Raw genomic sequence first — 22848 nt, 5'->3', positions numbered from 1 at the left:
TCCTGCTCAGGTCGCGACTCCCCCGCCCCGCGCTCGCCCCTTCCCGGTCACCGTTTGTTGATGCACAGTCAACTCCACACTCCTAGATTCCCCTCGCGCGGCCCCGCCGCCGACCGGGCGGCGGGCGGTCACGACACCCCTGGAGAGAAGACGTGGAGCGACGCAGTTTCCTGCGCGGAGCGGTCATCGGCACGTCGGCGGCGGCCTTCGGCGGCACCCTGATGGCGGGGGCCGCCTACGCGGCGCCCGCCCAGCCCGGCGCCGGCCCGTACGGCGCGCTCGGCTCGGCGGACGCGAACGGCATCATGCTGCCGGCCGGGTTCACCAGCCGGGTCGTCGCCCGCTCGGGACAGACCGTCCCCGGCACCTCGTACAAGTGGCACAGCGCCCCCGACGGCGGAGCCTGCTTCGCCGACGGCACCGGCTGGATCTACGTCTCCAACTCGGAGATCTCCAGCACCGGCGGCGCGAGCGCGATCAAGTTCGACTCGTCCGGCACCGTCACCTCGGCCTACCGCATCCTGTCCCGCACCAACCGCAACTGCGCGGGCGGCAAGACCCCGTGGAACACCTGGCTCTCCTGCGAGGAGGTCGACACCGGCTACGTCTACGAGACCGACCCGTGGGGCGTGAACCCCGCCACCCGCCGGGCCGCGATGGGCCGCTTCAACCACGAGGCCGCCGCGGCCGACCCGGTGCGCCGGGTCGTCTACCTGACCGAGGACAAGTCGGACGGCCGCTTCTACCGCTTCGTGCCGAGCACCTGGGGCGACCTCTCCTCCGGCACCCTCCAGGTCCTCACCGCCGGCACCGCCACCTCGGGCTCCTTCTCCTGGGCAAACGTCCCCGACCCGGACGGCTCCCCCACCGCGACCCGCTACCAGGTCTCCGGCGCGAAGAAGTTCAACGGCGGCGAGGGCTGCCACTACGCCGACGACAAGGTCTGGTTCACCACCAAGGGCGACAACCGCCTCTGGCAGCTGAACCTCACCAACAACACCTACGAGCTCGCCTACGACGACTCCCTCGTCCCCGGCGGCGCCGCCCCGCTCACCGGCGTGGACAACGTCACCGGCGCCTCCTCCGGCGACCTGTACATCGCCGAGGACGGCGGCAACATGGAGATCTGCCTGATCACCCCGGACGACACCGTCGCGCCCTTCCTGCGGATCACCGGCCAGTCCGGCTCCGAGATCACCGGACCGGCCTTCTCGCCCGACGGCACGCGGCTGTACTTCTCCAGCCAGCGCGGCACCTCGGGCAGCTCCTCGGGCGGCATCACCTACGAGGTGACCGGCCCGTTCCGCGCGTAACAGCGCTCGCTCCGACGCCGCTGGGCCTCGCCTCCCCCCAGGAGCGCCGCGCCCAGCGGCGTCAGCGTGTGCAGCACCGCGTTCCCGTGCCGCAGGGTCGCGATCAGCCCGGCGTCCCGGAGCACGCCCGTGTGCTGGCTGGCCGAGGCGAGCGAGACCCCGGCCCGGCGGGCCAGCTCGCTGGTCGTCCCGCCGTCCCCGATGGCCTGGAGGACCTCCGCGCGGGTCTGGCCCACCAGCTTCGCCAGCGAGGACGCGCCCGGCGGCCGGACCGTCGGCGCCTCCCCGTGGGTCACCGGGTAGACGAGCACCGGCGGCAGCGCCGGGTCCCGCAGCATCACCGGCGTACCCCGGCAGAAGTACGAGGGCTGGAGCAGCAGCCCCCGCCCGTCCAGGTGCACGTCCCGGTCGACCGGATAGGTCGCCTCCAGGACCGGCGCCCGCCAGGTCAGCATCGGCGGCAGCGAGTCGAGGAGCTCCTCCGCGCCGCCGTCCAGGACGGCCCGGCCCCGGCGCGCCCTGTCCGCCTCCACCCGGGCCCGTATGTGCGCCCAGTACGGCTCCACGGCCGCCCGGTGGTAGCTGCGCAGCGCCCCGAGGAGCCGGTCGAAGGGCTCAGGGCCGCCGTCGGCGAGGGCCCGCAGCGAATGCGGCACCGTGCGGCCGCCCGACCGGTCGGCGGCCAGCAGCGAGAGCTCCGAGCGGAGCCGGCCGTGCGGCGTGCCGCGGACCGCCCCGAGCCCGTCGTCGAGGCCGTGGAGGCCCTCCGCCGGGGTGAGGAAGTCGGGAAAATAGCCGCGGCTCGGGACGAGGGCGGCGAGCAGCCGGGTCTCCCCGCCGAGCCGCGCCCTGGTTTCCGTGCGCCATCCGCCGAACACCACCGGGCCGCGCCGGTCCCTTAAACGGTGAAAGCTGAGAATCGTTTCCCACAGGACGTCAGGACGGGCGGCGATCCGCACCCCCGCCAGATCGTCCGCAGTGAAATGAATACGAAGCATGAAGTCCCCACCTGTGCACTCGCAACCACCCCGCGATCGAGTATGCACTCCATCACAGCACGTTACCAGGGTGTTTCAGCCACAGATGAAAAGCATCGCGGCGAACACAGCCCAACGGAAATGCTGTGCGGGTCGGACAGGAAACCTTCAGGACCGAGGTGACGTGGTGAAGACCGTGGGGGGCTTTGCCCGTCCGGCGGCGGTCGGCGAGGGTTGCGGCTCACCTGCCCGACACAGTGAAAAGGGAGCGGCCCCCGGGTGGGGATCCGGGGGCCGCGACCGAAACGCCCGCAAACATAGACGTTCAATTTCCAATAATTCAATGCGGACGTAATTACGCACGAATCTGACGTGAAAACGACGGGACGGACACCTCCGCACAAGGTGTCCGTCCCGTCGTTATCGGTTCCGGGACCGCCCTCCGCCGGTGAGGGTACGGAAGGGATGGCCGACGGCGGCCCCGGGGGCTCACGGGGCCCGGCAGGCCCCTGGAGGGGTCAGCGGCTGTCGCTGCCCTTCGCCTCGGCGGCCGCGCGGCCGGCCTCCAGGCGCGCCACCGGGATCCGGAACGGCGAGCAGGAGACGTAGTCGAGGCCGACCTCGTGGAAGAAGTGCACCGACTCCGGGTCACCGCCGTGCTCGCCGCAGACGCCGAGCTTGATGTCGGGGCGGGTGGCCCGGCCGGCCTGGACCGCGGAGCGGACCAGGGCGCCGACGCCGTCCTTGTCGATGGTCTCGAAGGGGCTGACGCCGAAGATGCCCTTCTCCAGGTACGCGGTGAAGAAGCTGGCCTCCACGTCGTCGCGGGAGAAGCCCCAGACCGTCTGGGTGAGGTCGTTGGTGCCGAAGGAGAAGAACTCGGCGGCCTCGGCGATCTGGCCGGCGGTGACGGCCGCGCGGGGCAGCTCGATCATGGTGCCGAGCGCCAGCTTCAGCTCCACACCGGTCTCCGCCACGACCTCGGCGATGACCTTCTCGGCGTCCTCGCGGACGATCTCCAGCTCCTGGACGGTGCCGACGAGCGGGATCATGATCTCGACGCGCGGGTCGCCCTTGGCGTCGATCCGCTGGGCCGCGGCCTCGGCGATCGCCCGGACCTGCATGGTGAACAGGCCGGGGATGACCAGGCCGAGGCGGACGCCGCGCAGACCCAGCATCGGGTTCTGCTCGTGCAGCCGGTGCACGGCCTGGAGCAGGCGCAGGTCGTTCTCGTGCGGCTCCTTGCGGGACTCGGCGAGGGCGACGCGCACCGACAGCTCGGTGATGTCGGGCAGGAACTCGTGGAGCGGCGGGTCGAGCAGGCGGACCGTGACCGGCAGCCCGTCCATCGCCTCGAAGAGCTCGACGAAGTCGGTCTTCTGCAGCGGCAGCAGGGCCTTGAGGGCGTCGTCGCGCTCGGCGTCGGTGTCGGCCAGGATCAGCCGCTCGACGTACTGGCGGCGCTCGCCGAGGAACATGTGCTCGGTGCGGCACAGGCCGATGCCCTGGGCGCCGAAGCGGCGGGCGCGGGAGGCGTCCTCGGCGTTGTCGGCGTTGGCGCGGACCCGCAGGCGGCGGACGCGGTCGGCGTAGGCCATGATCCGGTGGACGGCCTGGACCAGCTCGTCGGCGTCGTCAGCGCCGGCGTGCATGCGGCCCTCGAAGTACTCGACGACCGGGGACGGTACGACGGGTACCTCACCGACGTAGACCTTGCCGGTGGAGCCGTCGATGGAGACGACGTCGCCCTCCTCGATGACCGTGCCGGAGGCGGTGGTCATGCGGCGGCGCTTGGTGTCGACCTCCAGCTCCTCGGCGCCGCAGACACAGGTCTTGCCCATGCCGCGGGCGACGACGGCGGCGTGCGAGGTCTTGCCGCCGCGCGAGGTCAGGATGCCCTCGGCGGCGATCATGCCGTCCAGGTCGTCCGGGTTGGTCTCGCGGCGGATCAGGATGACCTTCTCGCCGGAGCGGGACCACTTGACGGCCGTGTACGAGTCGAAGACGGCCTTGCCGACGGCCGCGCCCGGGGAGGCGGCGATGCCGCGGCCGATCTGCTCGACCTCGGCGCGCTCGTCGAACTTCGGGAACATCAGCTGGGCGAGCTGGGCGCCGGTGACGCGCTGGAGCGCCTCGGCCTCGTCGATGAGGCCCTGGTCCACGAGCTGGGTCGCGATGCGGAAGGCGGCACCGGCGGTGCGCTTGCCGACGCGGGTCTGGAGCATCCAGAGCTGGCCGCGCTCGATGGTGAACTCGATGTCGCAGAGATCCTTGTAGTGGGTCTCCAGGGTCGACATGATCTCCATGAGCTGGTCGTACGACTTCTTGTCGATCGACTCGAGCTCGGCGAGCGGCACGGTGTTGCGGATGCCGGCGACGACGTCCTCGCCCTGCGCGTTCTGCAGGTAGTCGCCGTAGACGCCCTGGTGGCCGGAGGCGGGGTCGCGGGTGAAGGCGACGCCGGTGCCGGAGTCCGGGCCGAGGTTGCCGAAGACCATGGAGCAGACGTTGACGGCGGTGCCGAGGTCGCCGGGGATGCGCTCCTGGCGGCGGTACAGCTTCGCGCGGTCGGTGTTCCACGAGTTGAAGACGGCCTCGATGGCGAGGTCCATCTGCTCGCGCGGGTCCTGCGGGAAGTCGCGGCCGGTCTCGGCCTTCACGATCTTCTTGAACCCCTCGACGACCTTCCGGAGGTCGGCGGCGTCCAGGTCGGTGTCGCTCGCGACCTTCTTCTCGGCCTTGGCCTCGTCCAGGGCGTCCTCGAAGAGCTCGCCCTCGACGCCGAGGACGGTCTTGCCGAACATCTGGATGAGGCGGCGGTACGAGTCCCAGGCGAAGCGCTCGTTGTCGGCCTGGCGGGCGAGGCCGGTGACGGACTCGTCGGAGAGGCCGATGTTGAGGACCGTGTCCATCATGCCCGGCATGGAGAACTTGGCGCCCGAGCGGACCGAGACCAGGAGCGGGTCGTCCGCCTGGCCGAGCTTCTTGCCCATCTTCTGCTCAAGGGCGTCGAGGTGGGCCGTGACCTCGTCGCGCAGGGCGACGGGCTCCGAGCCGGACTCGAGGTAGACCTTGCACGCCTCGGTGGTGATCGTGAAGCCGGGAGGGACCGGGAGACCGAGGTTGGTCATCTCGGCGAGGTTGGCCCCCTTGCCACCGAGCAGGTCCTTCAGGTCCCTGTTGCCCTCGGTGAAGTCGTACACGAACTTCTGATCAATATTTTCCGACACGGGTCTCGACTCCTCGACGACTCGGTTGGCTGCCCTGACGGCGAGGAACATACCCAGATCGAAGGCTTCTGGGGAGGGACGCCTACCGGTCACACGGCCGTAACCACCCGTCCGCCCCCACTTCGAAAGTTACCGACGCGAAGCTTCCGCATTCACGCCCCGAAGCCCGCTTGACCCAATCCAGGGACAGGGCGCTCAGGTGAGCGGCTTCCCTGCGCATTTGCGTTCAAGAGTTGAACACAAAAGGGGTGGCACCCAGTGCCACCCCTTCAAGCCCCACACCCCCCGGTAACGTGCTCATCTGAGCACCACCCCCCTCAAGGGTGGCGAGGATCACTCGCCCGGTCGCCCGGAAATCTCAGCCGCCGGACGTGTCCAGCTCCGCGTCCTCGCTCACTCCGGCGCAGTCGTAGGGGTCCTTCAACCAGCCGTCCGGCAGGACGACCCGGTTGTTTCCGGACGTACGGCCCCGGGGGCCGTCCGCTCCCACCGGCCACGGCTGGTCCAGGTCGAGCTCGCTCAACTGAGCGCTCAACTCCTCCAGGGACGAGGTGATCGCGAGCCGCTTCCGCATCTCCGAACCGACCGCGAACCCCTTCAGGTACCAGGCCACGTGCTTGCGGAAGTCGATGACACCGCGCGACTCGTCGCCGATCCACTCACCGAGCAGCGTCGCGTGCCGCACCATCACCTCCGCGACCTCCCGCAGCCCCGGCGTCCGGTACTCCCCGGTGCCCTCCAGACCCGCCACCAGGTCCGCGAAGAGCCACGGCCGGCCCAGGCAGCCGCGCCCCACGACCACGCCGTCGCAGCCGGTCTCGCGCATCATCCGCACCGCGTCGTCCGCCGACCAGATGTCGCCGTTGCCGAGCACCGGGATCTCCGGCACGTGCTCCTTGAGCCGCGCGATCGCGTCCCAGTCGGCCGTACCGCCGTAGTGCTGCGCCGCCGTCCGCCCGTGCAGGGCGATCGCCGTCACGCCCTCCTCGACCGCGATCCGGCCCGCGTCGAGATAGGTGATGTGGTCGTCGTCGATGCCCTTGCGCATCTTCATCGTGACCGGCAGGTCCCCGGCGTTCGTCACGGCCTCGTGGAGGATCGCGCGCAGCAGCGGCCGCTTGTACGGCAGCGCCGAGCCGCCGCCCTTGCGGGTCACCTTGGGCACCGGACAGCCGAAGTTCAGGTCGATGTGGTCGGCGAGGTCCTCGTCGACGATCATCCGCACCGCCTTGCCTACGGTGACCGGATCCACCCCGTACAGCTGGATCGACCGCGGCTTCTCGGTCTCGTCGAAGCGGATGAGCTGCATCGTCTTCTCGTTGCGCTCCACCAGCGCCCGCGTCGTGATCATCTCGCTCACGAAGAGGCCCTTGCCGCCGGAGAACTCGCGGCAGAGCGTGCGGAAGGGGGCGTTGGTGATGCCGGCCATGGGCGCGAGCACCACCGGGGGCTGCACGAGGTGCGGGCCGATGGAGAGGGGGGAGAACGCGGTCATGGCCCCATTGTCCCGTACCGCGGGGAACGGCCGTCGGGAGTACGGCGGGGGGTAGGTCTGGGGGTAGATGTCGGGGGACAGGTCCGGGGTACGCCTCCGCCCGCGTACGGGACCCACCGCCGAACGGCCCCACCTCCGTACGGCCCCACCTCTGTACGGCCCCGGTCAGGCGGCGGACCGGGCCGCCCGCTCCCCCGCCACCAGCTCCAGGAGCCGGGCGCAGCCGGCCCGGGTCTCCTCGTCGAGCGGCACGTACGTGACGAGGACGGGCCCGGGACCGGGCTGGAGCCACAGGTCGGTGTGCTCGAAGCTGAGCGGCCCGACGAGCGCGTTGCGGACGACCTTGGCCATGCTCTCGGAGGAGACCACGTCGTGCCGGGCCCAGACCTCGCGGAATTCGGGCGAGGCCGCTTCGAGCCGCTGGACGAGCCGCTTCCAGGCGGGTTCGACCAGGCACCCGGCCATCCGGGCGCGCAGCTTGCCCGCGAGGCGGGCGATCAGGTCCGGGTCGGTGACGGCGGCCCGGAACTCCGGGTCGGTGCAGGCCAGCCAGAGCGTGTTGCGGTCCTCGGGCGGCAGCGTGTCGAGGTCGCGGAAGAGCCGTCCGAAGACGCGGTTGTGGGCGAGGATGTCGAAACGGCTGTTCTGGACGGCGGCGGGCACGGGCTCCAGCTGGTCGAGCATCGCCCGTACGGCGGGCGTGACGGCCGGGCTCGGCAGGCCGGGCCGGGGGTCGGGCTGCCCGGAGAGGGCGAAGAGGTGGGCGCGCTCGGCCGGGTCGAGGAGGAGCGCCCCGGCGAGGGCGTCGAGGACCTGCGGGGAGACCTGGATGTCCCGGGCCTGCTCGATCCAGGTGTACCAGGTGACGCCGACGGCGGAGAGCTGGGCGACCTCCTCGCGGCGCAGGCCCGGGGTGCGGCGCCGGCGGCCCCTGACCAGGCCGACCTGTTCGGGGGTGACGCGCTCGCGGCGGCTGCGCAGGAAGGCGGCGAGTTCCCGCCGCCGGGCCTCGGGTCCGGTCGTCACGGCGATGCTCATGATCCCAGCGTGCCCGCCCGCGGAGTCCGGTGCCAGGCACTTCCGGTACCAGGATGAGGAGACTCTGGTACCAGGCAGGCGGGGCGCCGAAGGTCGGGACGTGACCACGACGACCCACCGCTCCCGCACCCGTCCCGCTCCCCTCGCCCCCGGCGCCCCGGCGCCGGCCCTCGGCTCCCTGGGCCTGTTCACCGTCCTCCTGGGGGCCGCGCTGCCCCTGGTCGACTTCTTCATCGTCAACGTCGCCCTGCCGTCGATCGGCCGTGACCTCGGCGCGGACGAGTCGCTCCTCGAACTGGTCGTCGCCGGATACGGCCTGGCGTACGCGGTGCTGCTGGTCCTCGGCGGCCGGCTCGGCGACCTCTTCGGCCGGCGCCGGCTCTTCCTCGTGGGCCTGGTGGCCTTCGGCGTGACGTCCCTGCTCTGCGGGCTCGCCCCGGGCGCCTGGTCGCTCGTCGCAGCACGGGTGGCACAGGGTGCCACGGCGGCGCTGCTGCTGCCGCAGGTGCTCGCGACCCTTCATTCCTCGACGACAGGCGCCCGCCGGGCGCGGGCGATCGGCCTGTACGGGGCGACCACCGGGCTGGCGTTCGTCACCGGCCAGATCCTGGGCGGCCTGCTGGTCGCCGCGGACGTGGCGGGCCTCGGCTGGCGCGCGGTCTTCCTGGTGAACGTACCGGCGGTGCTGCTCGTCCTGCCGCCGGCGCTCCGCACGGTCCCGGAGACCCGCGCCGCGGCCCCGGCGCCCCTGGACGTCCGGGGCACGGTCCTCCTCGCCCTGGCCCTGGTGTCGCTGCTCGCCCCGCTGACGGAGGGCAGGGCGGCGGGGTGGCCGCTGTGGACGTGGGGCGCGCTCGCCGCCTTCCCGCTCCTGGCGGCGGCGTTCTGGCGCACCGAGCGGCACACGGAGCTCCGGGGCGGCACCCCGCTGGTCCCGCCGTCGCTCCTCCGCCTGACCCCGCTCCGCCGGGGCCTCGTCCTCGTGCTGCCCCTCTCGGGCGGCTTCGGCGGCTTCATCCTGGTGATCGCGGTGGCCCTCCAGCAGGGCCTGGAGCTGGGCCCGGTCGCCTCGGGCGCGGCCCTCGCGCCGATGGCGCTCGCCTTCTTCGCCGCCTCGCTCGCGGGCCCGCGGCTGGTGGCCCGCTGGGGCACCAGGGTCGTCCCGGCGGGCGCGGTCCTCCAGGCGGCCGGCCTGGGCATGCTGGCCTGGACGGCCTGGCACTCCTGGCCGGACGTCACCCCCTGGACCCTGGCCCCGGGCATGGCGGTGGCCGGCCTCGGCCAGGGCCTCCAACTGCCGGTCCTCTTCCGAGTGGTCCTCGCCGAGGTCCCGTCGGACCGGGCCGGCGTAGGCAGCGGCGTGATGGTGACGACCCAGCAGTCGGCCCTGGCCCTCGGCGTGGCGACCCTGGGCTCGCTCTTCCTGACGCTGGCGGCGACGGCCCCCATGGGCACCGCCCTGGCGACCACCCTCCTCGTCCAGCTGGCCCTGGCCCTCCTCACCGCCCTCTACGCCCTCCGCCTGCCGAGGACGACGGCCTGAGCGGACACGGCAAAGGGCCCGGGCCGCTGGTGTGCGGCTCGGGCCCTCCGGTGTCGGTGACTACTCGGCGGCGCCGTCCTGGGTGCGCTCGCGCATCTTCTTCAGGAGGTCCTGCTTCCTCTCGTCCGCGGAGCGGACGTCGGCGGCGCGGCCCTGCCGGGCGCCGTTCTGTTCGGCGCGGGACAGCTTCTTGCGCTGTCCGCCGACGCCGAGGAGGTTGTTGCGGCTCTTGGCCATGGGGTTCTCCCCTTCGGTGAGGTGTGCGGTGGGTCGTCGGTGGTCCGCCGGAGCGGCGCCGCCCTCACTCGTAGATCGGGAGGTGTGCGTGCATGCCCCGCACGGTAGCGGGGCGGCTCGGCGTGGTGCATCCGGTTTTCCGGGGCCACCATCCCAGCCGAATGACAAATATTGAAATCTGTCATCGGTCATGCCATGGTTGTAGGGCAGCACTCCTCCCCCTCCCTCCCCTCAGGAGACCCTCATGCTTCCCACCCGCTCCCTCGGCACCACCGGCCCCGCCGTCTCCGCGCTCGGTCTCGGCTGCATGGGCATGTCCGCGCTGTACGGCGAGGCCGACCGCGCCGAGTCGATCGCGACCATCCACGCGGCCCTGGAGGCCGGCGTGACCCTCCTCGACACCGGCGACTTCTACGGGATGGGCCACAACGAGCTGCTCATCGCCGAGGCGCTGCGCACCGCCCCCGCCGACCGCCGCGAGCAGGCCCTGACCAGCGTCAAGTTCGGCGCGCTGCGCACCGTCGAGGGCGGCTTCACCGGCTACGACGGGCGCCCGGCCGCGGTGAAGAACTTCGCCGCGTACTCGCTCCAGCGACTCGGCACCGACCACATCGACGTCTACCGGATCGCCCGCGTCGACCCCGACGTGCCGATCGAGGAGACCGTCGGCGCCATCGCCGAACTGGTCGAGGCCGGGCACGTCCGGCACATCGGCCTCTCCGAGGTCGGCGCGGACACCCTGCGCCGGGCCGCCGCCGTCGCCCCGATCGCGGACCTCCAGATCGAGTACTCGCTGATCTCCCGCGGCATCGAGGAGAAGATCCTGCCGACCGCCCGCGAGCTGGGCATCGGCGTCACCGCGTACGGGGTCCTCTCCCGCGGCCTGATCAGCGGCCACTTCACCCGCGACCGGGCGCTCGCCGCGGACGACTTCCGCGGCATGAGCCCCCGCTTCCAGGGCGAGAACCTGCACCGCAACCTGGACCTCGTGGACCGGCTGCGGGCCGTCGCCGAGGCCAAGGGCGTCTCGGTGGCGCAGACCGCCATCGCCTGGGCCCTGGCGCAGGGCGACGACATCGTGCCGCTGGTCGGCGCCCGCACCCGGACCCGGCTCGCCGAGGCGCTCGGCGCCCTGGACGTCACGCTCGACGCCGCCGACCTGGCCGCGATCGAGGACGCCGTCCCGGCGGGCGCGGCCGCGGGCGAGCGCTACCCGGCCGCGCAGATGGCCCACCTGGACAGCGAGCACTGACAGGTACTGTCGGTCCCATGGCCGCCACCGAAACCCTCACCGCCGAGCGCATCCTCGAAGCCACCGAGGAGGTGCTGCGGCGCTACGGCCCCGCGAAGGCGACGGTCGTGGACGTGGCCCGGGCGCTCGGCGTGAGCCACGGCAGCGTCTACCGCCACTTCCGCACCAAGGCGGCGCTACGCGAGGCGGTCACGGAGCGGTGGCTGGAGGGGACGATCACCGAGCTCCGCCCGTACGCGGAGGGGACCGGCCCGGCCGACGAGCGGCTGACCGGCTGGCTGACGGCGCTCTTCGCGCTGAAGCGGAACAAGGCGGGCGGCGACCCCGAGCTGATGGCCACCTTCCAGGTCCTCATCGGCGAGAACAGCGCGGTGGTCGACCGGCACGTGGCACACCTCGTGGAGCAGATCGCCGCCATCATCGCGAGCGGGATCCGGGACGGGATCTTCACCGCCTCGGATCCCGAGGTCACCACGACCGCCCGGGCCGTCTTCGACGCCACGGACCGCTTCCACGACCCGGCGCACGCCGCCGACTGGTCCGCACCGGACATCGAAGCCGCCTTCGAGGCGGTCGTCTCCCTGGTCCTCAGGGCGCTCCGCCGGGCCTGAGACCTTTTTGAAGATCATTTGGCCTGGATTTTCCCCCTCCCTGTCCTGTACCTGACTAGCCTCTCCCCGACCGCACGCTCTCAGGGGGAGACATGTCCGACATCGCCCGGCCGCCCGGCCCGCCGGCCCGTTCCGGGAAGGCGTCCGCCCTCGGCTGGATCCTGACCATCGGGCTCAACGTCGTCGCGCCGATCGTCACGTACAACACGCTGACGGAGGACCACGGCTGGTCCGAGTTCTCCGCGCTGCTGCTCAGCAGCGCCTGGCCGGTGCTGGACAGCGCGATCATGGTGGCCTGGCGGCGCAAGCTCGACGAGTTCGCCGTCGTCACCCTGGTCTTCCTGGTCATCACGGCCGTCGTCTCGCTGGTCGGCGCGCACACCGCCCGCGCGCTCCTGGTGAAGGACTCCGGTGTGACCGGCCTGTTCGGCCTGCTCTGTCTGGGCACCCTGCTCGCGCCGCGCCCGCTGATGTTCTACTTCGGGCGGAAGTTCGCCACCGACGGCACCCCGGAGTCCACCGCCTGGTGGAACGGCCTGTGGCAGTACGAGGGCTTCCGCTCCACCATGCGCACGATGACGCTGGTGTGGGGCGTGGCGTACGCGGCGGAGGCGCTGGCCCGGATCGCGCTCGCGTACACCCTGCCGACCGACACCATGGTCGTGGTCAGCCCGGTGATGATCTACGGCGTGCTGGGCGCGCTCGGCGTCTGGACGGCCTGGTTCGGCAAGCGGCGGGCGGCCGAGGGGGCCCGGCGCCAGGCCGAGGCCGAAGCGGCGGCCGCGGCGACCGCGGCGGCCTGAGCCCGGTACGCACGAAGGGCACGTACGGGAGAGCCCCCGGTCCGACACTCCGGACCGGGGGCTCTCCCGTACGCGTACGACCGAGGTCAGCAGCCGATGAGGCGGGTGGCCAGGTAGCCCTGGATCTGGTCGAGGGAGACGCGCTCCTGCTTCATGGTGTCGCGCTCGCGCACGGTCACCGCGTTGTCCTCGAGGGTGTCGAAGTCGACGGTGATGCAGTACGGGGTGCCGATCTCGTCCTGACGGCGGTAGCGGCGGCCGATGGCACCGGCGTCGTCGAAGTCGATGTTCCAGTTCTGCCGCAGGTCCGCCGCGAGGCCCTTGGCCTTCGGGGAGAGCTGCGCGTTGCGGGAGAGCGGCAGGACCGCGGCCTTGACCGGGGCCAGGCGGTGGTCGAGGCGCATGACGACGCGCTTCTCCATGACGCCCTTGGCGTTGGGGGCCTCGTCCTCGGTGTAGGCGTCGAGGAGGAAGGCGAGCATGGTGCGGCCGACACCGGCGGCGGGCTCGATGACGTACGGCGTGTAGCGCTCGCCGGACTCCTGGTCCAGGTACGTCAGGTTGGCGCCGGACGCCTTGGAGTGGGCCGTCAGGTCGTAGTCGGTGCGGTTGGCGACGCCCTCCAGCTCGCCCCACTCGCTGCCGCCGAAGGAGAAGCGGTATTCGATGTCGGCGGTGCGCTTCGAGTAGTGGGAGAGCTTCTCCTGCGGGTGCTCGAACCAGCGCATGTTCTCCTCGCGCAGGCCGAGGTTGGTGTACCAGTTCCAGCGCTGCTGCATCCAGTACTCCTGCCACTCCTCGTCCTCGCCCGGCTTGACGAAGAACTCCATCTCCATCTGCTCGAACTCGCGGGTCCGGAAGATGAAGTTGCCCGGAGTGATCTCGTTCCGGAAGGACTTGCCCATCTGCGCGATGCCGAACGGGGGCTTCTTGCGCGCGGTGGTCTGCACCTGGGCGAAGTTGGTGAAGATGCCCTGGGCGGTCTCGGGGCGCAGGTAGGCGACCGAGCCGGAGTCCTGGGTCGGGCCGAGGTGGGTGGAGAGCAGGCCCGAGAAGTTCTTCGGCTCGGTGAAGGTGCCCTTGTTGCCGCAGTTGGGGCAGTTGAGGTCGGCGAGGCCGTTCTCGGGGAGGCGGCCGTGCTTCTCCTCGTACGCCTCCTCCAGGTGGTCGGCGCGGAAGCGCTTGTGGCAGGAGGTGCACTCGGTCAGCGGGTCGGTGAAGGTCGCGACGTGACCGGAGGCCTCCCAGACCTCGGTCGCCAGGATGACCGACGAGTCGATGCCGACGACGTCCTCGCGCGAGGTGACCATGTAACGCCACCACTGGCGCTTGATGTTCTCCTTGAGCTCGACGCCCAGGTGCCCGTAGTCCCAGGCGGCGCGCTGACCGCCGTAGATCTCACTGCAGGGGAAAACGAAGCCACGGCGCTTGCTGAGGCTGACGATGGTGTCGATCTTGTCGGCGGCCACGGTGCTCTCTTCATTACGACGACGAAGTGCGAATGCCACAGGTTACCGGCGCCCATGGGCCCCGTATCAAATCGGTATGCCGGCGGCTCCGGGGTGGCCGGGACCACACCCCGGAGCCGCCCCGGGCAATTGACAACCGTTTCCAATTTTGTTGAAAATGAGTGTCATGAACGTACGCCGTCTGATACCCACCACCGCCGTCGCCGGAGCCGTCGCCCTCGGTCTCGTCACCCTCACCGCCTGCGGCGGGGACTCCTCGGCCGCCGACAAGGGAACGGACGGCAAGCTGGACGTCGTCGCGTCGTTCTACCCCATGCAGTACCTGGCCGAGCAGATAGGCGGCGGCCACGTGGCCGTCCAGACCCTGACCAAGCCCGGCGTCGAACCCCACGACCTGGAGCTCAAGCCCCGGCAGATCGGCGAGCTCGCCGACGCCGACGTCCTCCTCTACCTCAAGGGCATCCAGCCCGCCGTCGACGAGGCCATCGCCCAGGCCGGCGTGAAGACCACCGTCGACGCCGCCACCCTCACCACCCTCGAAGCCCACGGCACCGGGGCCGGCGAGGGGCACGAGCACGAGGGCGAGGCCCACGCGGGCGAGGAGCACGCCGAGGAGGAGTCCCACGAGGGCCACGACCACGGCTCCGAGTCCGGCACCGACCCGCACGTCTGGCTCGACCCCGTGAAGTACGCCGAGGTCGCCAAGGGCGTCGGCGCCGCCTTCGCGAAGGCCGACCCGGACCACGCCGCCGACTACGAGAAGAACACCGCCGCCCTGGTGAAGAAGCTCGGCGACCTGGACACCCGGTTCGAGACGGGCCTGAAGAACACCACGACCCGCACCTTCATCACCACCCACTCCGCCTTCGGCTACCTCGCCGAGCGCTACCACCTGGACCAGGAGGGCATCTCCGGCGTCGACCCCGAGTCGGAGCCGAGCCCCGCCCGCATCAAGGAGCTCCAGGACATCGCGAAGGCGGACAAGGTCACCACCGTCTTCTTCGAGACCCTCGCGAGCGACAAGACCGCGAAGACCCTGGCGCAGGACACCGGTCTGAAGACCGACGTGCTCGACCCGCTGGAGGGAATCACGGACAAGTCCCGGGGCGATGACTACATCGAGGTCATGCAGGCCAACCTCGCCGCCCTGAAGTCCGCGCTCGGCGCCAAGTAGGAGACACCCGTGAACGACGACCCCGTCATCTCCGTCCGCGGAGCCACCGCCGCCCTCGGCGCCCGCCCCGTGCTGCGGGGCGTCGACCTCACCGTCGGCCGCGGCGAGGTCGTCGCCCTGCTGGGCGCCAACGGCTCCGGCAAGTCCACCGCCGTCCGCGCGGTCATCGGCCAGGTGCCGCTGACCGGCGGCTCCATCGAGCTGTTCGGCACCGACCGGAAGCGGTTCCGCGACTGGGCCCGGGTCGGCTACGTCCCCCAGCGCACCACCGCCGCGAGCGGCGTCCCCGCCACCGTCCGCGAGGTCGTCGCCTCGGGCCGGCTCGCCCGCCGCAGGTTCGGCTGGGTGTCCAAGGCCGACAAGGCCGCCGTCCAGCGGGCCATGGAGCTGGTCGGCCTCGCCGACCGCGCCAGGGACGCCGTCACCGCCCTCTCCGGCGGCCAGCACCAGCGGGTCCTCATCGCCCGCGCGCTCGCCTCCGAACCCGACCTCCTGATCATGGACGAGCCGATGGCCGGCGTGGACCTCGGCAGCCAGGAGATCCTCGCCGCCACCCTGCGCGAGCAGGTCGCCGGCGGCACCTCCGTCCTCCTCGTCCTGCACGAACTGGGCCCGCTGGAGCCGCTGATCGACCGGGCCGTCGTCCTCCGCGACGGCTGCGTCGTCCACGACGGCCCGCCCCCGAAGGCCGTCGGCCAGCACGCGCTGCCCGGCCACGACCACGTCCACCCCCACGCGGCCGACGAGCCGCTCCGCACGGGACTGCTGACCTGACCATGGACTTCCTCGAACCTGCCTTCATGCAGCGGGCGCTCCTCGCGGCCGTCCTCGTCGGCATCACCGCCCCCGCCGTCGGCATCTACCTCGTCCAGCGCCGCCAGGCGCTGATGGGCGACGGCATCGGCCACGTGGCGATGACGGGCGTGGGCCTCGGCTTCCTGCTCAACTCCAGCCCGGTGTGGATGGCGACCCTCGTCGCGATCGCGGGTTCCGTCGCCATGGAGCTGATCCGGGCGTACGGCAGGACCCGCGGCGACCTGGCGCTCGCGCTGCTCTTCTACGGCGGCATGGCCGGCGGCGTCATGCTGACCAGCCTCTCGACGACCGGTTCCAACGCCAACCTGACCTCGTACCTCTTCGGCTCGCTCTCCACGGTCTCGTCGGAGGACATCACCGCGATCGCACTCCTCGCCGCCTTCGTGATCCTCGTCACCGTCGGTCTGCGCCGCCAGCTCTTCGCCGTCAGCCAGGACGAGGAGTTCGCCCGCGTCACCGGCCTGCCGGTGCGGCTGCTCAACCTGCTGATCGCGATCACCGCGGCCGTCACCGTGACCGTCGCGATGCGGGTCGTCGGCCTGCTCCTGGTCAGCGCGCTCATGGTGGTCCCGGTCGCGGCGGCCCAGCAGCTGACCCGGTCCTTCAAGGCCACCTTCGTGCTCGCCGTCCTCATCGGCACCGGCGTCACCCTGTCCGGCACGATCACCTCGTACTACCAGGACGTACCGCCGGGCGCGACGATCGTGCTCCTCGCGATCGGCGTCTTCATCGCCCTCGCCGTACTGGCGACTCCGCTCGCCCGACGGCGGGCACGGATCGCCGAACGGGCGGCGGCGGAGTGCGACGCCCGCTGCGTGCCGGAGACCCGGCGGCCGACGGACGACGTCAGGGTCTGACCCGGCACAGGGGGGACTGGCAGAATGGCGGGGGCAACGGATACATCAAGGAGGCCCCCGTGGCGACGGCAGGACCCCCCGTACGCGGCCGCTCCACCAGGCAGCGCGCCGCCGTGTCGGCCGCGCTGAGCGAAGTGGACGAGTTCCGCAGCGCCCAGGAGCTGCACGACATGCTCAAGCATCGCGGCGACTCGGTCGGCCTGACCACCGTCTACCGCACCCTCCAGTCGCTGGCGGACGCGGGCGAGGTGGACGCGCTGCGCACCAGCGAAGGCGAGACGGTCTACCGCCGCTGCTCGTCCGACGACCATCACCACCACCTCGTCTGCCGCGCCTGCGGCAAGGCCGTCGAGGTCGAGGGCCCGATGGTGGAGCAGTGGGCCGAGACGGTCGCCGCGGAGCACGGCTTCGTGAACGTGGCGCACACCGTCGAGATCTTCGGCACCTGCGCGGAGTGCGCGGCGAAGTAGGCCGGAAACCGACAGGGAAGGGGCCCGCACCGGACGATTCCAGTGCGGGCCCCTTCCCGTGCCCGTCGCATGCGGGTGAGGTGGCGGTCCAGTACCGCGCGGTGCGGCCGTGCCGCAGCGGGACGCGTCCCCCTCTCCGCCGGCCGGGCCTACGCCTTGTCGAGGACGGCGAGGTCGGCCGGGTCGACGCCGCCGAAGCGGCGGTCGCGCTGGGCGTACTCGACACAGGCGCGCCACAGGTCGCGGCGGTCGAAGTCGGGCCACAGCACGTCCTGGAAGACCATCTCGGCGTACGCGCTCTGCCAGATCAGGTAGTTGGAGGTGCGCTGCTCGCCGCTGGGCCGCAGGAAGAGGTCCACGTCCGGCATGTCCGGGTAGTAGAGGTACTTCTGGATCGTCTTCTCGGTGATCTTCGCCGGGTCGAGCCGGCCCGCCTTCACGTCCTCCGCGAGCGCCTGCGCCGCGTCCGTGAGCTCCGCGCGGCCGCCGTAGTTCATGCAGAAGTACAGCGTGAGCTTGGTGTTGTCCTTGGTCTGCTCCTGGGCGACCTGGAGCTCCTTGGCGACCGACTTCCACAGCTTGGGCATGCGGCCGACCCAGCGGACCCGGATGCCGAGCTCGTCGAGCTGGTCGCGGGTCTTGCGGATGAAGTCGCGGTTGAAGTTCATCAGGAAGCGCACCTCCTCGGGGGAGCGCTTCCAGTTCTCGGTGGAGAAGGCGTACAGCGAGATCGCGCCGACGCCCATCTCGATCGCGCCCTGGAGCACGTCGAGCACCTGCTCGGCGCCGACCTTGTGGCCCTCGGTGCGGGGCAGTCCGCGCTCCTTGGCCCAGCGGCCGTTGCCGTCCATGACGATCGCGACGTGCTGCGGCACAAGCTCGGCCTGGAGCTTCGGCGGGCGGGCGCCGGACGGGTGCGGCTCGGGGGTCCTGTACTCCCGACGCTGGCGCCCGAGGAGTCGTGCGATGGCCATGACGTGGTCTCTCCTAGCTTTTCTCTACGTACCGCAGGGAGCGCAGGCCGCGCTCCAGGTGCCAGTGCAGATAGGCGGACACGAGCCCGCTGCCCTCCCTGACGTGACGCGGCTCGCACGCGTCCGCCGTCGCCCAGTCGCCGGTGAGCAGGGCGCTGAGCAGGCCGATGGCCTCCGCCGAGGGTACGACGCTTCCGGGCACCCGGCAGTCGCCGCATATGACGCCGCCCGCGGCGACCGAGAAGAAGCGGTTGGGGCCGTCGAGTCCGCATTTCGCGCAGTCCGAGAAGCTGGGCGCGTAGCCGTTGACGGCGAGGGAGCGGAGGAGGAAGGCGTCGAGGATGAGGTGGGGGGCGTGCTCGCCGCGGGCGAGGGTCCGCAGTCCGCCCACGAGCAGGAGGTACTGCTGGACGGCCGGCTCGCCCTCGTGGTCGGTGAAGCGCTCCGCGGTCTCCAGCATGGCGGTGCCGGCGGTGTAGCGGGCGTAGTCGGTGACGATGCCGCCGCCGTACGCGGCGATGGTCTCGCTCTGGGTGCAGAGCGGCAGGCCGCGGCCGACGAGCTCGCTGCCGCGGGCGAAGAACTGCACGTCCACGTGGGAGAAGGGTTCGAGCCGCGCCCCGAACTTCGACTTGGTCCGCCGCACTCCGCGCGCGACGGCCCGCACCCGCCCGTGGCCGCGCGTGAGGATCGTGATGATGCGATCCGCCTCGCCCAGCTTCTGGGTGCGCAGCACGACGCCGTCGTCACGGAACAGACTCATGGGCCCCATTCTCCCGTACGCGGGTGGCGGCGCGGGCCGCCCGTCCGCGACGGGGTCCCGCCGCTTCAGGGGCCTCGCCGCTTCAGGGGCCTCGCCGCTTCAGGGGGCCCGCCGCTTCAGGGGGCCCTGCTTCTTCAGGGGACCTCGCCGCGGCTGCGGGCGTTGGCGTGGGCGGTGGCGGCGCTGAGGCGCTCCGCGGAGGTGGCCTCGCGGACCTCCTCGGGGGCGACGTCCCACTCGCGTCCGCCGCCGAGCGGGCGGATCTGGACGTACGGGCCCTCGTGGCCCATCACTCTCGCGACCCGCCCGGTGCGGATCTCCACGACGTACGCACCGATCTGCAGTGCCATGACCGGCCCTCCTCCCCGGCGGCCCCGGGCCGGCGGGGTGCGCCGGGCCTGGCCACCGTGCGGTGTCCCTTGCGAACGAGCGAACGAGCGGCCGAGGGGACGGCGGAGCGGCGGGGCCGCCTGCCGCCGGGTCCGGGCCGGGGGGTGATTCCCTCCGCGCCGTTCCCGCGCAATTCCGGCTCCGCGCGCCGCGCTCGCTCCGACTTCCCCCGTGGTCGTTCTCTTCTGGTGTCTTCCTTCACCAACGTATGCCTTTCTGAATCCATTTCCCGCTTCCCCACTCCCGGGCGACCCGTGCTCCGTAGAATCGTCGGACGCACCAAGGGAGTTCGGGACGTTCCCGCACGCCACCGGGGGCGGGATGTTCGAGCGGATGATTCGATTCGCGGCCGTCGGGTCGGTCGCGGAATCGCTGAAGTCCCGTAAATCCGGAGGATTGTCGAACTGTCGTCCCGGGGCGTCGTGGAATTGTTCCCGGAGCCTTCGGTTTTCGCTCCGGCGTGCGCCGGGGGCGCGTGAAGGGAGCGCGCGGGGCGGTCCGTCCGGAGCGGCCTCCGGGGGCCCGGACGTGGTGCGGGGAGTGCCGGTGCCCCTACGATCGGCGAGGGAGCGTCGCCCTGCCGCCCGGCGGCGCCCCGGGACCGACCGACGGCGGCGGAGGAACGCGGACGATGACGGCCACCCCTTCTCTGGTCCTGCACGGTGGCGAATCGGTTCTCCACTTCGCGGGCGGGCCGGTCACCCTGCACCGGCCGGACAAGGAACACCACATACCGCTGGCGGCGATCTCCTTCGTCCACGCCGAGGGCCGGTCGCTCGCGATCGTCCTGACCGCCTCGGGCGCGACCGAGCCGACGATCTACCGCGTCACCGGTGTCGACGAGGCCGCCGCGCTCGCCTTCGGGGAGGCCGTGACGGCCGCGCTCCCCGCGGACCCGGCCCCCGACGGCGCCGCGCTCGTCACCACCCGCGCGCCCGGCGCCCCGGAGCCCGCCGGCACCCCCTGGACCCATGGCGTCCCCTGGAAGCCGGTCGCCGTCACCGTCCTGCTCATCGCCCTGGCGGTGTTCGCGGTCTTCACGGTGTCCGCGGTGATCACGACAAGGGGCTGACCCGGACCCGTCCCCGGCTCTACGATCACGCCCATGTCGACACCCCTCTCCTCCCTCCCGGTGCTCCGGGGCCGGGAGGGAACCGTCCTGTTCGCCGAAGACGGCGGTCTGGTCCTGGACCTCCCGACCGAGCAGGTCACCTTCACCGCCGACGGGCTCGGCCGGATACGCGCCGAGGGGCGGACGGTCCTGATCGAGCTGCGGTCGAGGGCCGGGACGACGCCGCTCGTCCACCGGATCGACGACGTGGACGCGGAGGCGGCGGTCCGCTTCGCCGACGGGATCAACGCGCTGCTCGCGAACCGCACGGACAGCGACGACGTCGACGGCGCCCCCTTCGCGGTGATCCGCTCGCTCCGCCCGACCTGGCGGAAGACGTTCCACCGCCGGCTCCTGCGGGGCGTACTGGCCTATCTGCTGGCGCTCGTCGCCCTCATCGTGATCGCCGCGGCGCTGGGCGAGGGGGACCTGGCCGTCATCCTGATCCCGCTCGGCGGGCTGAGCTGGCTGGCGCTCTGGTGCGGGGCGTACGGCGCGGGGCGCTCGCGGCGGGAGAAGTGGCTGCTCACCCACGGCGTCACGACGACCGCCGTCCGGGCCACCCGCGGCGGGTACATCTACCCGGACGGGACCGGTGCCTGGCGCGGCCTCCTCCACAGCCGGCCCGAGCCGTCGGTCCCCGTGGCCTTCCCCCCGGACGACCCCGCGGACGTGCTCGTGCTGTCACCCCCGTTCACGCAGCTGGTGAACGCCCTGGCCGGGGTGGTCCTGCTCTTCGGCGGCGCCGCGCTGACCCTGCTGACCGCCGTGATGACCGTCCTCTTCCTCATCGACTGAGCACCCCAGCCCTCCTTTGAGAAGTCATAAGTTCGCCTTATGGGGGCATAGGCCAGGGTCGGGTACCGCTTCCCGCGCGGGGTTCATTAGGGTGGCCTAAGTGTCGGCGGCTTCGCCGCACCCCGTATGCGAAGGGAATCAGTCATGCCCCGCCCCCTCCGGGTCGCGATCGTCGGCGCCGGCCCCGCCGGCATCTACGCCGCCGACGCGCTGCTGAAGTCCGACACCGCCACCGAGCCGGGCGTGTCCATCGACATCTTCGAGCGGATGCCGGCCCCCTTCGGCCTCATCCGCTACGGCGTCGCCCCCGACCACCCGCGGATCAAGGGCATCATCACCGCCCTCCACCAGGTCCTCGACAAGCCGCAGGTCCGCCTCTTCGGCAACATCGACTACGGCACCGACGTCCACCTCGACGACCTGCGCTCCTTCTACGACGCCGTGGTCTTCTCCACCGGCGCCATGGCCGACCGCGAGCTGAAGATCCCCGGCGTGGAGCTGAAGGGCTCGCTCGGCGCCGCCGACTTCGCCTCCTGGTACGACGGCCACCCGGACGTCCCGCGCACCTGGGACCTGTCCGCCGAGAAGGTCGCCGTCCTCGGCGTCGGCAACGTCGCCCTCGACATCGCCCGCATCCTCGCCAAGACCGCCGACGAGCTGCTGCCGACCGAGATCCCGGCCAACGTGTACGAGGGCCTCAAGGCCAACAAGGCCCTGGAGGTCCACGTCTTCGGCCGCCGCGGCCCGGCCCAGGCCAAGTTCAGCCCCATGGAGCTGCGCGAGCTGGACCACTCCCCCAACATCGAGGTCATCGTCAACCCCGAGGACATCGACTACGACGAGGGCTCGATCGCCGAGCGGCGCAAGAACAAGCAGACCGACATGGTCGCCAAGACCCTGGAGAACTGGGCGATCCGCGACGTCGGCGACCGCCCGCACAAGCTCTTCCTGCACTTCTTCGAGTCGCCCGTCGAGATCCTCGGCGAGAACGGCGAGGTCGTCGGCCTGCGCACCGAGCGCACCGAGCTCGACGGCACCGGGAACGTGAAGGGCACCGGAGCCACCACCGACTGGGACGTCCAGGCCGTCTACCGCGCCGTCGGCTACCTCTCCGACGAGCTGCCCAAGCTCCCCTGGGACACCATCAGCGGCACCGTCCCCGACGAGGGCGGCCGGGTCATGGAGGGCACCGAGCCGATGGCCTCCACCTACGTCACCGGCTGGATCCGCCGCGGCCCGGTCGGCCTCATCGGCCACACCAAGGGCGACGCCAACGAGACCGTCGCGAACCTCCTGGAGGACTTCGCCGCCGGCCGGCTCCTCACCCCCGCGAACCCGGAGACCGACGCGATCGTCGCCTTCCTGGAGGGCAAGGGCCTCACCTACACCACGTGGGAGGGCTGGTACGCGCTCGACGCCGCCGAGAAGGCGCTGGGCGAGCCGCAGGGCCGCGAGCGCGTGAAGATCGTCGAGCGCGAGGACATGCTCCGCGCGAGCGGCGCCATCGACTGACCGGCACACCACCGC

General features: G+C 71.6%; 21 protein-coding genes. 12 read left to right on the top strand and 9 right to left on the bottom strand.

The genetic code is table 11. The features are described 5' to 3' along the window. Positions 1-152 precede the first annotated feature (152 nt). A complete protein-coding gene (locus HHL19_RS02365; protein WP_169085012.1) occupies positions 153-1313 on the top strand; it encodes an alkaline phosphatase PhoX in 1161 nt (386 codons plus the stop codon). Here HHL19_RS02365 and HHL19_RS02360 read toward each other — a convergent pair. From HHL19_RS02360 to HHL19_RS02345, 4 genes are all read right to left on the bottom strand, one after another. Next, the gene (locus tag HHL19_RS02360) at positions 1283-2311 is read right to left on the bottom strand and encodes a winged helix-turn-helix domain-containing protein (RefSeq protein WP_169085009.1); all 1029 of its coding nucleotides are present in this window, start codon (positions 2309-2311) and stop codon (positions 1283-1285) included. The genes HHL19_RS02365 and HHL19_RS02360 overlap by 31 nt on opposite strands. Positions 2312-2808: 497 nt before the next feature. Continuing rightward, complete coding sequence (ppdK, locus tag HHL19_RS02355; RefSeq protein ID WP_169086222.1) at positions 2809-5520, bottom strand: pyruvate, phosphate dikinase; 2712 nt, start codon at positions 5518-5520, stop codon at positions 2809-2811. 358 nt (positions 5521-5878) lie between these two features. Continuing rightward, positions 5879-7015: a tRNA dihydrouridine synthase DusB gene (gene dusB, locus HHL19_RS02350; protein WP_169085007.1), complete on the bottom strand. Its 1137-nt coding sequence runs from the start codon at positions 7013-7015 to the stop codon at positions 5879-5881. A gap of 165 nt (positions 7016-7180) precedes the next feature. Further along, entirely contained in the window at positions 7181-8053 is an 873-nt protein-coding gene (locus tag HHL19_RS02345) for a helix-turn-helix domain-containing protein (RefSeq protein WP_169085005.1), read from the bottom strand. 100 nt (positions 8054-8153) lie between these two features. Here HHL19_RS02345 and HHL19_RS02340 point away from each other — a divergent pair, with 100 nt between their 5' ends. Next, positions 8154-9596: an MFS transporter gene (locus HHL19_RS02340; protein ID WP_169085003.1), complete on the top strand. Its 1443-nt coding sequence runs from the start codon at positions 8154-8156 to the stop codon at positions 9594-9596. A 60-nt stretch (positions 9597-9656) separates the two neighbouring features. Here HHL19_RS02340 and HHL19_RS02335 read toward each other — a convergent pair whose 3' ends face one another. After that, positions 9657-9833, bottom strand: a complete 177-nt coding sequence (locus HHL19_RS02335) for a DUF6243 family protein (protein WP_169085001.1) — start codon at positions 9831-9833, stop codon at positions 9657-9659. Positions 9834-10077: 244 nt separating this feature from the next. On the opposite strand from HHL19_RS02335, the gene HHL19_RS02330 reads away from it, so the two are divergent. The 3 genes from HHL19_RS02330 (at position 10078) to HHL19_RS02320 (ending at position 12499) form a co-directional block, all read left to right on the top strand. Beyond that, complete coding sequence (locus HHL19_RS02330; protein WP_169084999.1) at positions 10078-11085, top strand: aldo/keto reductase; 1008 nt, start codon at positions 10078-10080, stop codon at positions 11083-11085. 17 nt (positions 11086-11102) lie between these two features. Further along, positions 11103-11696 (top strand): TetR family transcriptional regulator, encoded by a 594-nt coding sequence (locus tag HHL19_RS02325; RefSeq protein ID WP_169084997.1) that lies wholly within the window; start codon positions 11103-11105, stop codon positions 11694-11696. 92 nt (positions 11697-11788) lie between these two features. Next, a complete protein-coding gene (locus HHL19_RS02320; protein ID WP_169084995.1) occupies positions 11789-12499 on the top strand; it encodes a VC0807 family protein in 711 nt (236 codons plus the stop codon). 86 nt (positions 12500-12585) lie between these two features. Here the strand turns inward: HHL19_RS02320 and HHL19_RS02315 are convergent, their stop codons facing one another. Continuing rightward, positions 12586-13968: a glycine--tRNA ligase gene (locus HHL19_RS02315; protein WP_169084993.1), complete on the bottom strand. Its 1383-nt coding sequence runs from the start codon at positions 13966-13968 to the stop codon at positions 12586-12588. A gap of 166 nt (positions 13969-14134) precedes the next feature. Between HHL19_RS02315 and HHL19_RS02310 the strand changes: the two genes are divergently transcribed. Genes HHL19_RS02310 through HHL19_RS02295 form a run of 4 tightly spaced genes read left to right on the top strand, consistent with a single transcriptional unit; the run spans position 14135 to position 17285 of the window. Further along, complete coding sequence (locus HHL19_RS02310) at positions 14135-15142, top strand: metal ABC transporter substrate-binding protein (RefSeq protein WP_169084991.1); 1008 nt, start codon at positions 14135-14137, stop codon at positions 15140-15142. A gap of 9 nt (positions 15143-15151) precedes the next feature. Beyond that, a complete protein-coding gene (locus HHL19_RS02305) occupies positions 15152-15916 on the top strand; it encodes a metal ABC transporter ATP-binding protein (protein ID WP_169084989.1) in 765 nt (254 codons plus the stop codon). Between the two features lie 2 nt (positions 15917-15918). Then, a complete protein-coding gene (locus HHL19_RS02300) occupies positions 15919-16815 on the top strand; it encodes a metal ABC transporter permease (RefSeq protein WP_169084987.1) in 897 nt (298 codons plus the stop codon). A gap of 59 nt (positions 16816-16874) precedes the next feature. Then, positions 16875-17285 carry a Fur family transcriptional regulator gene (locus HHL19_RS02295; RefSeq protein WP_169084985.1) on the top strand — a complete coding sequence of 137 codons (411 nt, stop codon included), beginning with the start codon at positions 16875-16877 and terminating at the stop codon, positions 17283-17285. A 149-nt stretch (positions 17286-17434) separates the two neighbouring features. Here the strand turns inward: HHL19_RS02295 and HHL19_RS02290 are convergent, their stop codons facing one another. From HHL19_RS02290 to HHL19_RS02280, 3 genes are all read right to left on the bottom strand, one after another. Then, positions 17435-18259 carry an isoprenyl transferase gene (locus tag HHL19_RS02290; protein ID WP_169084983.1) on the bottom strand — a complete coding sequence of 275 codons (825 nt, stop codon included), beginning with the start codon at positions 18257-18259 and terminating at the stop codon, positions 17435-17437. A gap of 13 nt (positions 18260-18272) precedes the next feature. Further along, positions 18273-19022 carry a DNA repair protein RecO gene (gene recO / locus HHL19_RS02285; RefSeq protein ID WP_169084981.1) on the bottom strand — a complete coding sequence of 250 codons (750 nt, stop codon included), beginning with the start codon at positions 19020-19022 and terminating at the stop codon, positions 18273-18275. Between the two features lie 134 nt (positions 19023-19156). Next, positions 19157-19372 (bottom strand): hypothetical protein, encoded by a 216-nt coding sequence (locus tag HHL19_RS02280; protein ID WP_169084979.1) that lies wholly within the window; start codon positions 19370-19372, stop codon positions 19157-19159. A gap of 671 nt (positions 19373-20043) precedes the next feature. On the opposite strand from HHL19_RS02280, the gene HHL19_RS02275 reads away from it, so the two are divergent. The 3 genes from HHL19_RS02275 to HHL19_RS02265 all read left to right on the top strand — a co-directional run bounded on the left by HHL19_RS02275 (position 20044) and on the right by HHL19_RS02265 (position 22833). Further along, a complete protein-coding gene (locus tag HHL19_RS02275; protein WP_169084977.1) occupies positions 20044-20484 on the top strand; it encodes a hypothetical protein in 441 nt (146 codons plus the stop codon). A 33-nt stretch (positions 20485-20517) separates the two neighbouring features. After that, the gene (locus tag HHL19_RS02270; RefSeq protein ID WP_169084975.1) at positions 20518-21321 is read left to right on the top strand and encodes a hypothetical protein; all 804 of its coding nucleotides are present in this window, start codon (positions 20518-20520) and stop codon (positions 21319-21321) included. A gap of 144 nt (positions 21322-21465) precedes the next feature. Then, the gene (locus tag HHL19_RS02265) at positions 21466-22833 is read left to right on the top strand and encodes an FAD-dependent oxidoreductase (protein ID WP_169084973.1); all 1368 of its coding nucleotides are present in this window, start codon (positions 21466-21468) and stop codon (positions 22831-22833) included. Positions 22834-22848: the final 15 nt, after the last annotated feature.

Origin of the sequence: Streptomyces sp. R302 (assembly GCF_012927245.1) — a bacterium.
GTDB lineage: Bacteria > Actinomycetota > Actinomycetes > Streptomycetales > Streptomycetaceae > Streptomyces.
Note: the sequence above shows the minus strand (reverse complement) of the source record. Positions and strands in the feature narration are given on the sequence as shown.

Bases quoted from the DNA above. Each gene is read 5' to 3' on its own strand.
- HHL19_RS02280 (WP_169084979.1), bottom strand. From the start codon at position 19,372: ATGGCACTGCAGATCGGTGCGTACGTCGTGGAGATCCGCACCGGGCGG.
- HHL19_RS02270 (WP_169084975.1), top strand. From the start codon at position 20,518: ATGTCGACACCCCTCTCCTCCCTCCCGGTGCTCCGGGGCCGGGAGGGA.
- HHL19_RS02325 (WP_169084997.1), top strand. From the start codon at position 11,103: ATGGCCGCCACCGAAACCCTCACCGCCGAGCGCATCCTCGAAGCCACC.
- HHL19_RS02300 (WP_169084987.1), top strand. From the start codon at position 15,919: ATGGACTTCCTCGAACCTGCCTTCATGCAGCGGGCGCTCCTCGCGGCC.
- HHL19_RS02335 (WP_169085001.1), bottom strand. From the start codon at position 9,833: ATGGCCAAGAGCCGCAACAACCTCCTCGGCGTCGGCGGACAGCGCAAG.
- HHL19_RS02345 (WP_169085005.1), bottom strand. From the start codon at position 8,053: ATGAGCATCGCCGTGACGACCGGACCCGAGGCCCGGCGGCGGGAACTC.
- HHL19_RS02310 (WP_169084991.1), top strand. From the start codon at position 14,135: ATGAACGTACGCCGTCTGATACCCACCACCGCCGTCGCCGGAGCCGTC.
- HHL19_RS02290 (WP_169084983.1), bottom strand. From the start codon at position 18,259: ATGGCCATCGCACGACTCCTCGGGCGCCAGCGTCGGGAGTACAGGACC.
- HHL19_RS02320 (WP_169084995.1), top strand. From the start codon at position 11,789: ATGTCCGACATCGCCCGGCCGCCCGGCCCGCCGGCCCGTTCCGGGAAG.
- dusB (WP_169085007.1), bottom strand. From the start codon at position 7,015: ATGACCGCGTTCTCCCCCCTCTCCATCGGCCCGCACCTCGTGCAGCCC.
- HHL19_RS02330 (WP_169084999.1), top strand. From the start codon at position 10,078: ATGCTTCCCACCCGCTCCCTCGGCACCACCGGCCCCGCCGTCTCCGCG.
- HHL19_RS02275 (WP_169084977.1), top strand. From the start codon at position 20,044: ATGACGGCCACCCCTTCTCTGGTCCTGCACGGTGGCGAATCGGTTCTC.
- recO (WP_169084981.1), bottom strand. From the start codon at position 19,022: ATGAGTCTGTTCCGTGACGACGGCGTCGTGCTGCGCACCCAGAAGCTG.
- HHL19_RS02360 (WP_169085009.1), bottom strand. From the start codon at position 2,311: ATGCTTCGTATTCATTTCACTGCGGACGATCTGGCGGGGGTGCGGATC.
- HHL19_RS02265 (WP_169084973.1), top strand. From the start codon at position 21,466: ATGCCCCGCCCCCTCCGGGTCGCGATCGTCGGCGCCGGCCCCGCCGGC.